14 protein-coding genes are annotated in these 14357 nt (G+C 46.1%); 9 read left to right on the top strand and 5 right to left on the bottom strand.

Annotated features, from left to right (window positions below):
- The first annotated feature begins 3 nt into the window (after nucleotides 1–3).
- From hemY to G9G57_RS17265, 7 genes are all read left to right on the top strand, one after another.
- A complete protein-coding gene (gene hemY / locus G9G57_RS17295) occupies nucleotides 4–1449 on the top strand; it encodes a protoporphyrinogen oxidase (protein ID WP_164965299.1) in 1446 nt (481 codons plus the stop codon).
- Nucleotides 1450–1586: 137 nt separating this feature from the next.
- On the top strand, nucleotides 1587–2957 hold the full coding sequence (locus tag G9G57_RS17290) for a CapA family protein (protein WP_164965298.1): 1371 nt from the start codon (nucleotides 1587–1589) through the stop codon (nucleotides 2955–2957).
- An 81-nt stretch (nucleotides 2958–3038) separates the two neighbouring features.
- The gene (locus G9G57_RS17285; protein WP_045243904.1) at nucleotides 3039–3809 is read left to right on the top strand and encodes a glycerophosphodiester phosphodiesterase; all 771 of its coding nucleotides are present in this window, start codon (nucleotides 3039–3041) and stop codon (nucleotides 3807–3809) included.
- Between the two features lie 39 nt (nucleotides 3810–3848).
- The gene (locus G9G57_RS17280) at nucleotides 3849–4472 is read left to right on the top strand and encodes a fumarylacetoacetate hydrolase family protein (RefSeq protein WP_019686900.1); all 624 of its coding nucleotides are present in this window, start codon (nucleotides 3849–3851) and stop codon (nucleotides 4470–4472) included.
- Between the two features lie 163 nt (nucleotides 4473–4635).
- Nucleotides 4636–5442 (top strand): DUF92 domain-containing protein, encoded by an 807-nt coding sequence (locus G9G57_RS17275; RefSeq protein WP_019686901.1) that lies wholly within the window; start codon nucleotides 4636–4638, stop codon nucleotides 5440–5442.
- Between the two features lie 65 nt (nucleotides 5443–5507).
- On the top strand, nucleotides 5508–6086 hold the full coding sequence (locus tag G9G57_RS17270) for a TetR/AcrR family transcriptional regulator (protein ID WP_017425849.1): 579 nt from the start codon (nucleotides 5508–5510) through the stop codon (nucleotides 6084–6086).
- Nucleotides 6087–6206: 120 nt separating this feature from the next.
- Nucleotides 6207–8156: an ABC-F family ATP-binding cassette domain-containing protein gene (locus G9G57_RS17265; protein ID WP_039277004.1), complete on the top strand. Its 1950-nt coding sequence runs from the start codon at nucleotides 6207–6209 to the stop codon at nucleotides 8154–8156.
- 89 nt (nucleotides 8157–8245) lie between these two features.
- Here the strand turns inward: G9G57_RS17265 and G9G57_RS17260 are convergent, their stop codons facing one another.
- From G9G57_RS17260 to G9G57_RS17240, 5 genes are all read right to left on the bottom strand, one after another.
- Nucleotides 8246–9283: a M42 family metallopeptidase gene (locus G9G57_RS17260; RefSeq protein ID WP_017425848.1), complete on the bottom strand. Its 1038-nt coding sequence runs from the start codon at nucleotides 9281–9283 to the stop codon at nucleotides 8246–8248.
- A gap of 13 nt (nucleotides 9284–9296) precedes the next feature.
- On the bottom strand, nucleotides 9297–9719 hold the full coding sequence (locus G9G57_RS17255; RefSeq protein WP_164965297.1) for a LapA family protein: 423 nt from the start codon (nucleotides 9717–9719) through the stop codon (nucleotides 9297–9299).
- 56 nt (nucleotides 9720–9775) lie between these two features.
- Nucleotides 9776–11572, bottom strand: a complete 1797-nt coding sequence (pepF, locus tag G9G57_RS17250; RefSeq protein WP_017425846.1) for an oligoendopeptidase F — start codon at nucleotides 11570–11572, stop codon at nucleotides 9776–9778.
- 199 nt (nucleotides 11573–11771) lie between these two features.
- On the bottom strand, nucleotides 11772–11960 hold the full coding sequence (locus G9G57_RS17245; RefSeq protein ID WP_016819720.1) for a hypothetical protein: 189 nt from the start codon (nucleotides 11958–11960) through the stop codon (nucleotides 11772–11774).
- Between the two features lie 7 nt (nucleotides 11961–11967).
- On the bottom strand, nucleotides 11968–12201 hold the full coding sequence (locus G9G57_RS17240; protein WP_014599632.1) for a hypothetical protein: 234 nt from the start codon (nucleotides 12199–12201) through the stop codon (nucleotides 11968–11970).
- Nucleotides 12202–12374: 173 nt separating this feature from the next.
- Here G9G57_RS17240 and G9G57_RS17235 point away from each other — a divergent pair, with 173 nt between their 5' ends.
- Nucleotides 12375–12572 (top strand): cold shock domain-containing protein, encoded by a 198-nt coding sequence (locus G9G57_RS17235; RefSeq protein WP_016819721.1) that lies wholly within the window; start codon nucleotides 12375–12377, stop codon nucleotides 12570–12572.
- Between the two features lie 208 nt (nucleotides 12573–12780).
- Nucleotides 12781–14196: an MATE family efflux transporter gene (locus tag G9G57_RS17230; protein ID WP_164965296.1), complete on the top strand. Its 1416-nt coding sequence runs from the start codon at nucleotides 12781–12783 to the stop codon at nucleotides 14194–14196.
- Nucleotides 14197–14357: the final 161 nt, after the last annotated feature.

Raw genomic sequence — 14357 nt, 5'->3', positions numbered from 1 at the left:
ATAATGGAGCAAAAGGTACGTAATATTGTAATTGTAGGCGGAGGCTTGACCGGGCTTAGCACTGCTTTTTATACACGGAAAATGTACAAAGAAGCTGGCTACACACCTCGAATTACGCTGGTGGAGAAAGCTTCCGTGCTGGGCGGAAAAATTGAAACATTGCATAAAGATGGTTTTGTCATTGAAAAGGGGCCAGATTCTTTTCTGGCCCGTAAAACGGCCATGATCGACCTGGCAAAAGAGCTGGAGCTGGATCATGAACTGGTAAGCACGAATCCTGAAGCTAAAAAGACATATATTTTGCATGAAGGTCGGCTTCATCCGATGCCTCCTGGGCTGGTGCTGGGTATTCCAACAGAACTGAAACCCTTTTTACGTAGTGGCTTGATCTCTTTAGGTGGAAAAATGCGGGCTATGATGGATTTTGTCATTCCGCCTCGTCGTGAACCGGGAGACGAGGCGTTGGGTGATTTTATTGAACGCCGACTGGGCAAAGAAGTGCTGGAGAATGTAACCGAGCCACTGCTGGCGGGAATCTATGCTGCCAACATGAAGACGCTAAGTTTGCAGGCTACTTTTCCACAGTTTGCTGAGGTGGAGCAGCAATATGGAAGCCTCATTCACGGAATGATGACAGGTCGAAAACCTGCTGAAACGCATACAGGTACCAAGAAAAGCGCTTTTTTGACCTTCCGTCAAGGCTTGCAAAGTTTGGTGCATGCATTGCTGAATGATTTGTATGACTGTGATTTATGCACCGGAATTGCTGTTACCGAATTCACAAAGACGACTGAAAATGAAGGAAGTTCCTATCGCGTTATGTTGGACAATGGAGAGACGCTGGAGGCAGACGATATTTTTGTAACGACTCCTAACTTCGCTGCTGCGCCGCTACTGCGAGATCATGTAAATGTGACTGCACTGGAAGCTGTAAAATATGTATCTGTAGCGAACGTAGTCATGGCCTTTGATAAAACAGATATTGAAAACGTCTTTGACGGCTCCGGTTTCCTGGTTCCTCGCAAGGAAGGACGTAGCGTGACTGCATGTACGTGGACGTCCGCCAAATGGCTACATACCAGCCCGGACGATAAGGTACTGTTGCGTTGTTATGTAGGGCGAGCAGGTGCTGAAGAAACAGTAGAATTACCGGATAATGAGCTGATTGCGGTGGTACGTAAGGATTTGAAAGAGATGATGGGAGTTACAGCAACTCCGCTATTCACAGAAATTACGCGACTTCGTCATTCCATGCCGCAATATCCGGTGGGGCACCCACAGGCTATAGCTGATCTGCGGGAAGAGCTGCGCAGTGTGATGCCAGGTGTGTACGTTTTGGGCGCTGGCTATGATGCGATCGGTTTGCCGGACTGTATCCGTCAGGCCAAGGAATGGGCTTCCCATGCTGTTCAAGCGGCACAGCAGGAAGCCGTTAAGGTACAGGTATAAATGTTCGATAATGAACCCTTCGCGATCCAGGCGAGGGGTTCTATTTATATAGAAATTTGATATATAATGGAGAAGGTGTAAAATTCGCCAGCTAATAAGGAATTCATGCATATGTAGTAGCATAGAAGGAGTGAAGAATGTACCCTCCCAGGTCACAGAGAAATGAAGGTCGAAAGAAAGCGAGAAAACCAAAAATAGGCAAGGCTTGGATCATTACGAATCTAGTCTTGCTGCTAATGATCGTAGGTCTTTTCGGTTATTATTACATATTTGAACGCGATAGTAGTGCTTCTCTTGCGGAAAACGCCCAGTATTCGCAAACTGAAAAGAACATCCAAACGGGGTCTGCTAATGATGATGAGTACCCTACTCCCTCAGGAAGTGAAGAAGTTAATGAAACGAAGGAATCTACCGTTCCAGACACAAGCAGTTCTCCCGTGACAACGCCCGACACCAATGCCTCCGAAGGCAGCTCTTCAGAAGCAAAATCATCTTCGGAGAAAGACAGGCAAGCACAGGAGAATTCGCCAAAAAAGGATGCAAACAACGATGATGCCAATTCTCCAGCAGTTACACTTCACTTCATAGGGGATGTGCAGTTCTCTGGTAAAGTTGAGCAGAGGTTGGAGCAGAATGGGTTTGATTTTCCATACCAATATCTCGGGAGCTTGTTCCATAAAGACGATCTAACGATTGCCAATTTGGAAACACCGGTGACCACTAATGGCGTTGGTGCGTTAAATAAAACGTATGTGTATAAATCTTCGCCCAAGGCGCTAACTGCAATGGCAGCGGCAGGGGTCAATGCTGTAAATTTGGCCAACAATCATATTTTGGATCAGGGGACAAGCGGATTACTGGATACCCTGAAATATTTGGATGAAAAGGGTATAGCCCATGCTGGAGCTGGGCGCAATGCTAAAGAAGCGTATGCGCCGCATTATTTTGAGCGTAACGGGATTAAAATTGCGTTGTTGGGGGCTACACGTGTCATGCCTGAAGCCAACTGGAATGCGAGTGCCAAACAGCCCGGTGTAGCAGGGGCTTATGATTCGACCGCTATCGTAAAGTCCATTCGTGAGGCACGAAATCAGGCTGATTTGGTGATTGTGGTTGCCCATTGGGGCAAGGAGCGGGTAACTACACTTGAACCTCATCAAACGGAGTTATCTCACGCTTTTATTGATGCTGGGGCCGATTTGGTCATTGGCGGGCATCCTCATGTGCTGCAAGGGATGGAGCAATATAAAGGCAAATGGATTGCATACAGCACAGGCAATTTTATTTTTTCTAAATCAACGGTGCCAGCCACTTGGGATACAGCGATATTTCAGGCCACCTGTACCCGGAACGGGGACTGTAAGATGAAGCTGACCCCTTACCGAGCGGACCTGGGTCAACCGATTCCATTGAAGGATGCGGAGGCCAGCAAAATTTTGCAGAAAGTAGCGGCACTGTCACCAAGCAATGTCTCGATAGGTGTGGATGGTATGGTAAGCGTTCAGTAGCAGTAAGAAAGAAATTGTTAATATGGACATGGACGGAACGATCGTATGAGCGACTCCTTTGTGAATGGAGGTCATAACGGGATGAATCATATGTGCGTGGCTCACCGCGGCTTCTCGGGAATTGCTCCCGAGAACACGATGGCAGCCTTTAAGCTTGCACTGGAACAGCCTTTTGTGCACTGGATTGAACTGGATGTACAGCTGTCAAAGGACGGTGTTCCGGTGGTCTTTCATGATTTTACGCTGGAGCGAACGACGAACGGTACGGGACGAGTAAAGGATGCAGACTGGAAAGACTTACAACGACTCGATGCAGGTAGCTGGAAAAATGCACAATATCATGGGGAACCTATTCCGTCCCTCGCCCAAGTGCTTGATTTGTGCCAGGGACGTGTATCGCTCAATATTGAGCTCAAAACTGCTGGTGATATGTATCCGGGACTAGAGAAAGCCGTCCTTCGTGAAATTATAATGAGGGGGATGGAGGGTGAGGTGGTTTTAACCTCTTTTGAGCGTGCGGCCTTGCGCCGAGCAAAAGAACTTGCACCTGAAATCCGTACTGGACTGATTATCGATGCCCGTCCAGACGATTTGGCAAAGCAATTAGAAAATTTACAATGTTCTTTTTTGTCTATTGGCTATCCACGGTTAGATCGAAAGCTCTTGAAAGATCTGATCGGGCGGGGGATTACGGTCATGGCATGGACGGTGGATGACCGGCGTATCATGCGGAGATTATCCTCATTACATCCTGAATTGATGATCTGTACCAACTGGCCGAATCGCTGGGAGCAGGTTTTTTTGCTTTCCAAGCCCCGGTTGTGGCACTATATACGTAAACTTATTCGTTAATCAATTGGACTACATACGCAGAAAGGGTGACGGATCGTAATGAATGTGGAAATTCGTAATGTTTATTGTGTCGGACGCAATTATAAGTTGCATGCGGAGGAACTGGGGAATGATGTTCCCTCAGAACCGATGATTTTCTTGAAACCATCTCATGCGGTTGTGCCATTGGATGGTGCTAAGCTGGAGCTTCCTCAGGGTAAGGGAGATATTCATTTTGAAACTGAACTGGTGGTGGCTGTAGGACGTAACTACGAACCAGGCATGACCGCAGATGCGTGTCTGAACGCTTTTGCGTTTGGCATTGATTTTACCCTGCGTGATGTACAAAGTACGCTCAAGAAAAAAGGTCATCCATGGACTGCTGCCAAAGGCTTTAAATCGTCTGCACCTGTGACACCGTTCTTGCCTTTAGAGAGCTTGGACATGCTGGAGCAGAAGGATTTTTCCTTGCTTAAAAATGGACAAGAGGTGCAGCGTGGGCATATCAAGGACATGATCTTTTCCATCCAGCACATCGTTGAATATATAGCGACTCAATATGGACTGGGTGAGGGTGACATTATTTTTACAGGCACTCCGGCGGGTGTAGGGCCTACAGCGAGCGGGGACCGCTTTGAGCTTTATTGGGGGAGTGACCGTCAGGGAAGCTTCATCATCGGCTAAATCTACAGACGGCATTAATGAAGATGATTTAAAAAGCCTTGTGAAGGCCGTGTCCTGTGCGAAAGCATGGGGCACGGCTTTTATATAAGCGTATAGCATTGTACAATGATATACAGAACTAAAAGCGAAAAACAGAGATTCATCTCAAATGCGGGGGTATATCATGGACTGGATCATCGGATTACTTTCCGCTGCTGTAGTGGCGGGGGCTGCATTTTATAAAAAATCCTTAACCTTATCCGGCTTTGCTGCGGCTGTACTGATGGGAACTGTGTATTATGGGGCGGGCAACCTGTTTTGGTTCGGCACATTGCTCTTATTTTTTATCACGTCCACTCTATTGTCGAAGTTCAAAAAGGAGCGCAAGGCTGAGCTCGAAAAGTCATATGCCAAAACCGGTAACCGGGATGCAGGACAAGTGTGGGCCAATGGGGGATTAGGCATGCTGCTATGTCTAGGTCATGCGATATGGCCTCATGTTGCTTGGCAACTGGCATTTGTCGGTGTTATGGCTACAGTCACAGCTGATACGTGGGCAACGGAATTTGGAAGCCTGAGTCGTAAGCCGCCTCGTTCGGTGCTTACCGGGAAGGTGCTGGCACCCGGAACCTCGGGAGGAGTATCTGTATTGGGAACGGCTGCGGCCTTGGCCGGTGGCATACTGATCGGTATAGGCGCATGGGGTTTTGGACACGTCGTTGGTATGCCGGAATTGCCAATATGGCTGTGGGCACTGATCGGAGGGTTATCTGGCAGTGCTGGAGCCTTCGCTGATTCCTATCTTGGTGCTACAGTGCAGTTGATGCGTTTCTGCCCAGTTTGCAAACGGGAAGTAGAGGTAGACTCGCATTGTGGGCAAACGACAGTCTATCTACGAGGCTGGCATTGGATGAGCAATGATCGGGTGAATAGCATCAGCTCTATTTTCGGAGGATTGGTCGCTCTTGCAGGTATCTTCTTTATGCTATGAGCCAGGCTGGAGATCGTTCTAGAGAATAACTGCGTGCTTCAATCATTGTTTCAGGAGGTGCAAAGATGGGGGATATGCACGGAGATAAATATGAAGCTATTTTGGACGCCGCTTACACTGTCTTCGGCACCAAAGGCTTTTATGAAAGCAAAATTTCCGAAATTGCAGAACAAGCGGGTGTTGCTAAAGGCACGGTATACTTGTACTTTAAAAGTAAAGAGCAGTTATTTACAGCAGTCACACGTAGAGATTGCGAACAATATCTATCCGAAATGCAAGGTGCATTGGTCAATCGTACTTTGGGAGAGGGACTGCTGCGGATGGCGAATTTGCATCTCCACTATTATTACAAACGCAAGCAGCATACTAAATTATTTTTTATGACTCCGAATAGTGACCCTGATCTTATGGAGTTTATGCGGGGATTTATTCAGGACTATACCGATCTGGTCAAAAATAAACTGGCGTCAGAGGGTGTGCCGCAGCCCGAATTTCATGCCAAGGCATTCATTGGTATGATGGAACGCCTAAAAATGGATATTTTGTTGAATCAAGATTTCCGTGCATGTGACGTGGATCAGACGGCTGCATTGGCAGCTAATTTATTTATGCATGGCTGTGAGGCCGGAGTACAAAAATTCTGACATGTGGTCTTTTAAAACCGTACTGGCTTTGTTCAGCTAACGGTTTTTTAATCATTGGCTGTGTCTGTGTTAAAATAAACAAGATGCATCACAAAATTGGGGAAGAGTAGGGAATCTGTAATGAATATTATGACCGTTGAACATATAACCAAAAGCTACGGCGAGAAAATGTTGTTCGAGGATGTTTCCTTTGGTATGGATGAGCGCGACAAAATAGGGGTTGTTGGTGTAAATGGTACTGGAAAATCAACGTTTTTACGTGTAATTTCCGGCCTAGAGCCGCCAGATGACGGTAATATTGCAGTGAACAACGATGTGCGAATTCAGTATCTGGCACAAAATCCGGAGTTTGATCCTGAAATGAAGGTACTCCAGCATATTTTTCATGGCAACCAGCCTGAAATGAAAGCAGTGCGTGAATATACAGAAACGATGGAATTACTGGAATTGAATCCGGGTAGCGAGGAGCTCCAAAACCGCCTGCTGCGAGCAAGTCAGCAAATGGATACGTTCCAAGCATGGCAGCTGGAGAGCGAGGCCAAAAATATACTTACCCGACTGGGAATCACTCAGTTTGAGTCTCGTATGGGAGTTCTCTCTGGTGGTCAGCGTAAACGGGTTGCTTTGGCTGCGGCTTTGATCCAACCTTGTGAGCTGCTCATTTTGGACGAGCCTACCAACCATATTGATAATGATTCCGTTGCGTGGTTGGAGCAATATTTGCAAAAGAGACGTGGTGCGTTGTTAATGATCACGCATGATCGCTATTTTCTGGATAGAGTTGCTAATGTCATGTTAGAGCTGGATCATGGTCGCCTTTTCCGTTATGAGGCTAACTATACCCGTTTTCTGGAGCTGAAGGCAGAACGCGAGGAGCGGGAAGCATCTTCGGAACAAAAAAGGAAGAACCTGCTGCGTAATGAGCTGGCCTGGATTCGTCGAGGAGCAAAGGCACGTTCGACCAAGCAGAAAGCGCGTATTGACCGATATGAGCAGCTTAGGGATCAGCAACCGGAAGCTCGTTCTGGATCTGTAGATATGTCCGTGGCCTCCACACGTCTGGGTAAAAAGATATTGGAGATCGAGCATTTGTCCAAATCGGTAGATTCCCGTAAGCTGATTCAGGATTTGAGTTACATTGCGGTTCCTGGTGATCGTGTGGGCATCCTGGGACCTAACGGTAGTGGAAAATCCACTCTGCTCCAAATGATTGCCCAGCGTGTAGAACCAGATTCCGGCAGTGTTGTATTGGGACCAACTGTGAAGCTCGGTTATTTTACTCAAGAACATCAGGAAATGGACGAATCCTTGCGTGTCATTGAATATATTAAGGAAGAAGCGGAAGTGATTCGTACGGCAGACGGTTCGACGATTACAGCTGCGCAGATGCTGGAGCGTTTTCTGTTTGCACCAAGTGCGCAATGGACGGTTATTTCTCGTTTGTCCGGAGGCGAAAAACGTCGCTTGTATCTGCTGCGTGTCCTTATGTCCGCACCAAATGTACTATTGCTGGATGAACCGACAAATGATCTCGATATTCAGACTCTTTCCGTTTTGGAAGACTATCTGGATGAATTCCCAGGCGTAGTTTTTATCGTTTCCCATGATCGTTATTTCCTGGATCGGACCGTGGACAAAATACTGGCATTCGAAGGGAATGGACAGGTACGTGTACATGTAGGCGACTATAGCGAGTATGCAGAATGGATCAGTAAAAATGCACAGCTTTCTGCAAATACGTCTGTCTCGCCGGGTACAGCTTCCTCGAATCGGTCTTCTGCACCTAAGTCTGCGGGTCCTTCCGAATCAGTCAATGGGGCAAATAAACCCAAGCTTAAATTTACCTTTAAGGAACAGCGGGAATATGAGCAGATTGATGAGCTGATTGAACAAGCCGAACAGAAATTGGCCGACATTCAGCGACAGATGGAGGAATCTTTCAGCGATTCGGCACGGTTGCAGGAGCTGATGGCTGAGCAAGCGAAGGCTGAACAGCATCTAGAGTACCAAATGGAACGTTGGACCTATTTGAATGAGCTAGCCGAGCAAATTGAACAAAGTAAATCTTAAAAATAAAAGCAAGTCTCCATTTAGATGGAGGCTTGCTTTTTTGTAGAAGTAGAAGTATGTGCACCTGTTTTCCATGCAGCATAAAATGGTTAGGCTGTTACATAAGCCGCAAGCAGACGGGCAGTGTTTAATACGGCCTGCTTATGCGTGCGCTCCATTGCGTGAGAGGCGTGTACACCAGGTCCGATCAGTGCGGCACGAATGTTATTGCCTGCTTTAAGCGCAGCCGAAGCGTCTGAACCATAGTGCGGATAAATATCTACCGCATACGGAATATTCAGCTCCTTGGCCAGCTCAATCAGACGGGTCGTCATGTTATAGTCGTAAGGGCCTGAGGAGTCTTTGGCACAGATGGAAACGTCCGTTTCCTTGCAGCTCAGATCTTCACCTATGCAGCCCATGTCGACAGCAATCATCTCACTGATTCCTTCAGGTATGTAGGCCGCCCCGTGCCCCACTTCCTCATAGTTGGAAATGAGCAATTTAACAGTATGTCGAGGCTTCCAGCCTCCATGTACAGATGATTCTAATAAACCAAACAGTGCCGCTACGCTGGCTTTATCATCCAAGTGCCGCGACTTGATAAAGCCACTGGGCGTTACGACTGGGCGCGCTTCGAACGAAATAAAATCGCCCACCGAAATACCGAGCTGAAGCACGTCTTCTTTCGACTCGACAAGCTCGTCAATCCGTACCTCCATATGGCTCTCCTTGCGCTCAAAGCTTCGTGCATCATCATAGACGTGTACGGATGGGTGACTGGACAGAATAGTGCCCGTATACGTTTGTCCGCTTCTGGTATGAATAAGGCAGTATTCGTTCTCAATGCTGTTCATCATGAAGCCACCCACAGATGTCAGGCGTAGGGTACCTTGCGCTGTAATCGAACGAACCATCGCCCCCAATGTATCCACATGCGCGCTAAGCGCCACTGTATGGTCCGTTTCTTCACCTTCCAGAGTCAGGATAGCACCACCTTTTGCATTCCATTCGATGGGTACCCCTAGCTTTTCGGCTTCCTTACGAATCAGCTCCATCACATGATGTGTATATCCGCTAGGACTGGGCGTGTTCAAAAGCTGATTTAAAAAGCTCATGATATAGTTTTCATTGAATTGAATTGTCATTTGTTGCTCCTCCTCATTTGGACAACCGATCAGGGTTAGAGGACGGTTGCTCTATACCTGGGTCGGATGTAGACACCGTGCTGGAAGAACCAGTCGTGTCATTGGACACATTCGCGTATGCTTCCACTGCCGATGTGTGCTCTTCTTGTAGTGTATGAAGCTGATTAGTCAGACGCTTGATCTCTCTCTGAAGCCTATATTGACGGAAGATTCCGAAAGAACCGACTATAAGTCCACCTAAAAGAGTGCAACCGAGAATAAGCAGAATCAAAGGAATGCTGACCCTGCTAAACAGAAGGTTCACTTGAACCGAATTGACATTAATAACAGCAAAAACAGCTGTTAACAAAGCTATAACAAGTGCTGCAATCAAAGACCATTGTGTTTTCAAAATGCCACCTCCTCCCGTTACATTATAAAATCCCTTGTCCGCCATGGACAAGGGATTTATCCGTGCATCTTTTTTATGCGGGATTCGAAGTGTGCACGGTTTTACTTTCCTTCAGTTAGCTTTTCCATTTCTGTAATGACTTCTTCAAATACGCTCATGGCTTCGCGAATCGGCTGCGGAGAGGACATGTCAACGCCAGCTTTCTTCAAAATATTGATTGAATAATCACTGCCACCGCTCTTTAGGAAGCCTAAGTAACGGTCAACGGCTGGCTGGCCTTCTTCCAGAATCTGTTTCGAAAAACTGGTTGCTGCCGAGAAGCCGGTAGCATATTTGTAAACATAGAAGCTGTTATAGAAATGAGGGATTCGTGCCCATTCCATTTCTATGTCTTTGTCTACCTTCATGCCAGGTCCGTGATATTTCACATTCAAATCATAGTAAATCTCCGACAAAAGCTGCGGTGTAAGGGATTCTCCCTGTTCAGCACGCTCATGTACAATCTTCTCAAATTCTGCAAACATCGTTTGACGGAATACTGTTGTACGGAATTGGTCCGCATAGTAGGTGAGAAGGTACATTTTCTCTTTTGGATCGGTAGACTTGTTCAGCAAATAATCCATCAGCAAGGCTTCATTAGTAGTGGAAGCCACTTCAGCCAGGAAAATGGTATACTGTGCATCCCGGTACTTCAATGCGTTGTCTGAATAGTACGAATGCAGCGCATGCCCCATTTCATGCGCAAGCGTGAACATGCTGTTCAGGTTATCTTTATGGTTCAGGAGCACATAAGGGTGGGTGCCATAAGCTCCCCAGCTATAGGCGCCTGTACGCTTATTTTCATTTTCGTATACGTCAATCCAGCGCTCATCGTAGCCTTTTTGCAATGAAGCCAGATAGTCCTCGCCCAGAGGCTTAAGGCCTTCTTTGGTTTGCTTTTTGGCGTCTTCATACGTAATGTCCATCTTGTATTCGTCCACAAGCGGAGCGAATAAATCATACATATGAAGCTCATCCACACCTAACAGCTTCTTACGCAGCTTGATATAACGGTGAAGCAGGGGCAAGCTTTCATGAATCGTATCAATAAGATTCGTATACACTTCTTTCGGAATATTATCACCGTATAGTGACATTTCCAGTACGGAAGGGTATTTGCGAACACGAGAATAAAAAATATTTTTGTTCACATTAGCACTCAATGTAGAGGCAATCGTATTTTTATTTTTGGCATATGTGTCATAAACCGCTTTAAAAGCACGTTCACGTACTTCGCGGTGTGGACTTTCGAGAAATTGGATGTAGCTACCATGAGTCAGCTCGACCTCTTTGCCATGCTCATCCTTGATTTTCGGAAACTTCAGATCCGCGTTGTTAAGCATCCCGAAAATTGTTTGCGGGGCTTGAGCCAGATTGCCAACCTGAGCGAGCAGTGCTTCTTCTGTTTTGCCTAAAATATGTGCTTTTTCCCGCTTCATTTCTTGAAGTGTAAACTTATAATCCGAAAGCTTCGGATCTTCAATGAAGGCATCAAGCTGATGATCGGGCAGCGCCAAAATTTCAGGTGTCACGAATGAAAGAGACTCGCTGACTTCCACGCCTAGTTTTTTAGCTTTTTGCGAAAGACCCTGATATGTAGGTTCAGCCGTATCTTCATCATGGTGAAGATGGGCATACACATATACACGCTCGGTTTTAAGTGACAGCTCATCTTCGAGTTTGAAGCAGTTGCCAATCGCTTCGGCTGAATTGAGCTTGCCTTGGAATTGAGCAGCCTTTTTGGCCAATTGTTTGACTTCTTCGTATTCTTGATCCCATGCCTTGCGGTTGGGGAACAGGTCTTCCAGTTTCCATGTATTTTCCACTGGCGCATCAGCGCGTTTTACAATTTCACTCATGGAGAGCCTCCTCTGATCGAACGTAATGTGGGATAGGGCTGCGGCGGTAAGGGACGGATGCCAAAACGAAGAAACCGCCACGCTTACCGTAAGCAGCAGGGCAAGAGGTTTTACAGGATGCATGTAACGGCATATCCTCCTTATACCATGGCTTGTTATGCCATAGTATGACCTTTTGCCCCTGAAAGTATAATTTTCCTTACTGTGGGTTGGAACCTATATTTAATAAGCTGTATACAATAAGATAAAAGGCAAGGCAAATCATGATTACGGCAGTGAGGGCCATCCACTTTTTGAGAGGAGTCGGTATCGTTTCACGCTTCATGATCAGCACTCCGCCCAGCGTGAAGGCCAGAATAATGAAGATGAGATAGCTGTTGGACACCATGAATAGGCTACACCTGTTTGAAAGCGTTCATGATCCGCTGCCACTCTTCCTCATTATCTTGAAAGGACTGCTTGGGGAAACGATTTTCAGCCCAATGCATCAGCGCCGGACGGCTCAAAAACGTGTGAGCTTCCTCGCCCCAATCATCAGATATTTCCCGCAGAACGATGTAACGGCCCTGCACCTCGACAGTCATCATATTCCACTTGTCTTTTTTGTATATTTCGTGTTTTTTCATCATATGCATGTCTCCGATTTTATAGATGTTTTGGTTCATGATACCGCAGTTTCTGCCGCAAAAGCAAATCATTCCAGACCGTAAAACCCGGAAAAACACCAATTGCAATGTGAAAAAGCATGAAGTATAATATGGATATTCGCCATAGATGGCGGTATTTTTAGGAGGTTGTTCACTTGAAAGGTACAGTTAAATGGTTTAACGCAGAAAAAGGTTATGGCTTCATCCAAGTGGATGGTGGCGAGGATGTATTTGTACATTTCTCCGCAATCCAAGGCGACGGTTTTAAAACTTTGGAAGAAGGTCAAGATGTTGAATTCGAAATTACTGAAGGCAACCGTGGACCACAAGCAGCTAACGTAATCAAACTGTAAGTGTAACTGAATTGTAAGAAATGTTCCGTTTTTACGGATGTCTTATATATTACGGTTAAACGATGAATTGAGAGCGCAGTTCCTTACATTTAAGGAGCTGCGCTTTTTTGCGTAAAAACGTTTATGATATGAGAAGGTTGGGCCGGAATAGGGTATTATACGTAATAAAACTAAGCGTGAGTTATCTTAAGTTGAGGGAGCTGAGAAAATGAGTGCAGCAGAGGCTAATCGTAATCCTTCCCTGATTGAAGGCCCTATTGCCAAAACACTGTTTATGTTCTCTTTGCCGATGCTGTTCGGAAACATTTTGCAATCCTTGAATGGAACGATTAATTCAATCTGGGTTGGGAAGTTTCTGGGAGAAGCCGCATTGACTGCCGCTTCGAATGGAAATATTATAATGTTCTTTCTGATCAGCTCGATTTTTGGAGTCACCATGGCGGCCACTATTCTGATTGGACAACATATCGGAGCGGGTGACATTGCAGAAACGAAGCGTGTAGTAGGTACAAGCGCTGTCTTTTTCCTGGTGCTTGCTTTTGCTATAGGTATTATTGGGTTTTTGGGCTCACCTTGGATTCTTCATGTGCTCAATACGCCTGCCGAATCAGTCGATATGGCGATCACCTATACGCGCATTATTTTCGCGGGTATGCCCTTTTTGTACGGATATAACTACATCATGACCGTAATGAGAGGGGCTGGAGATTCCAAAACACCATTTTATTTTCTGCTCGTTTCCGTCGTACTGGATGTTTTACTCAACCCACTACTCATATTCGGATGGGGGCCGATCCCTGCTATGGGCATCGGAGGCTCCGCCACAGCTACCCTGATTGCTCAAGGGATCAGCTTTGTATTGATTCTCATTTACCTATATCGTGTAAAATACTTTCTGCGCATTACATCTTCAGAGCTTCACTTACTTCAATTTGATTGGAAGATTATTTGGACTCTTATTCGTAAAGGAGTCCCGATGGGACTGCAGATGATTGCTGTCTCCACCAGTGCGATTGCTTTAATGAACCTGATCAACGGCTACGGGACAGTCGCAGCGGCAGCCTATACAGCAGCTAACAATTTGTCCAGCTATGTACAGATGCCGGCCATGGCGTTAGGTGCAGCCGTATCTTCCTTCGCCGCTCAAAATATCGGAGCCGGACGCTGGGATCGAGTGCGTAGGACAACCTGGATTGGGATTGTGTATAATTTTGTATTGACTGGTGGGGCTGTAATATTCATTTACGTATTTAACCGTCAAGCCTTACTGATGTTTCTTCCTTCTACGGGAGGGGCATTGGAACTGGGTATGCAGATTAATCTGATCACCTTGTGGTCTTTTGTTAAATTCGGTATTACCAATGTCATTACAGGGGTTGTTCGATCTACGGGCTCTGTAATGGTGCCGCTGTTCATTACCATTATTTCATTATGGGGCATTCGTATACCTTTGGCCTATGCATTTGTCGATGAGTATGGGCTGGATGCTGTATGGTGGAGCTTTCCTATTGGTTTTACGATCTCCGCCGTAGCAGTTATTTTCTATTACGTTTTCGGAAAATGGAAGCAGGCTAGCATGGGAGAGGGAAACCAAGGCATGAAGCTGGCCGAGGACAAGGGATAGATAGGACAATTCTACTATTTGCGATTAAAGTTTTATAAGGGTGGATCTAGTTTGACTGTTATTTTTGGCTAATTCAGTGGCACGGCTACAAAGCGTTTTTGTGAGAAGAGCTCATTTTTCTTGAATAGTAAAGAAAAAAGTGAGGTTGTTCATTTGTGCTA

Origin of the sequence: Paenibacillus sp. EKM211P, from assembly GCF_011066175.1 — a bacterium.
Classification (GTDB): domain Bacteria; phylum Bacillota; class Bacilli; order Paenibacillales; family Paenibacillaceae; genus Paenibacillus; species Paenibacillus polymyxa.
The sequence above is the reverse complement of the archived record's forward strand: the minus strand, read 5'-3'. Positions and strand labels throughout refer to the sequence as shown.

Excerpts from the sequence above, each read along its gene's own strand:
- G9G57_RS17280 (WP_019686900.1), top strand. The coding sequence starts at position 3,849 with ATGAATGTGGAAATTCGTAATGTTTATTGTGTCGGACGCAATTATAAG.
- G9G57_RS17255 (WP_164965297.1), bottom strand. The coding sequence starts at position 9,719 with ATGGCGGACAAGGGATTTTATAATGTAACGGGAGGAGGTGGCATTTTG.
- G9G57_RS17240 (WP_014599632.1), bottom strand. The coding sequence starts at position 12,201 with ATGATGAAAAAACACGAAATATACAAAAAAGACAAGTGGAATATGATG.
- G9G57_RS17275 (WP_019686901.1), top strand. The coding sequence starts at position 4,636 with ATGGACTGGATCATCGGATTACTTTCCGCTGCTGTAGTGGCGGGGGCT.
- G9G57_RS17260 (WP_017425848.1), bottom strand. The coding sequence starts at position 9,283 with ATGACAATTCAATTCAATGAAAACTATATCATGAGCTTTTTAAATCAG.
- G9G57_RS17245 (WP_016819720.1), bottom strand. The coding sequence starts at position 11,960 with ATGGTGTCCAACAGCTATCTCATCTTCATTATTCTGGCCTTCACGCTG.
- pepF (WP_017425846.1), bottom strand. The coding sequence starts at position 11,572 with ATGAGTGAAATTGTAAAACGCGCTGATGCGCCAGTGGAAAATACATGG.
- G9G57_RS17285 (WP_045243904.1), top strand. The coding sequence starts at position 3,039 with ATGAATCATATGTGCGTGGCTCACCGCGGCTTCTCGGGAATTGCTCCC.
- G9G57_RS17230 (WP_164965296.1), top strand. The coding sequence starts at position 12,781 with ATGAGTGCAGCAGAGGCTAATCGTAATCCTTCCCTGATTGAAGGCCCT.
- G9G57_RS17290 (WP_164965298.1), top strand. The coding sequence starts at position 1,587 with ATGTACCCTCCCAGGTCACAGAGAAATGAAGGTCGAAAGAAAGCGAGA.
- G9G57_RS17270 (WP_017425849.1), top strand. The coding sequence starts at position 5,508 with ATGGGGGATATGCACGGAGATAAATATGAAGCTATTTTGGACGCCGCT.
- hemY (WP_164965299.1), top strand. The coding sequence starts at position 4 with ATGGAGCAAAAGGTACGTAATATTGTAATTGTAGGCGGAGGCTTGACC.
- G9G57_RS17265 (WP_039277004.1), top strand. The coding sequence starts at position 6,207 with ATGAATATTATGACCGTTGAACATATAACCAAAAGCTACGGCGAGAAA.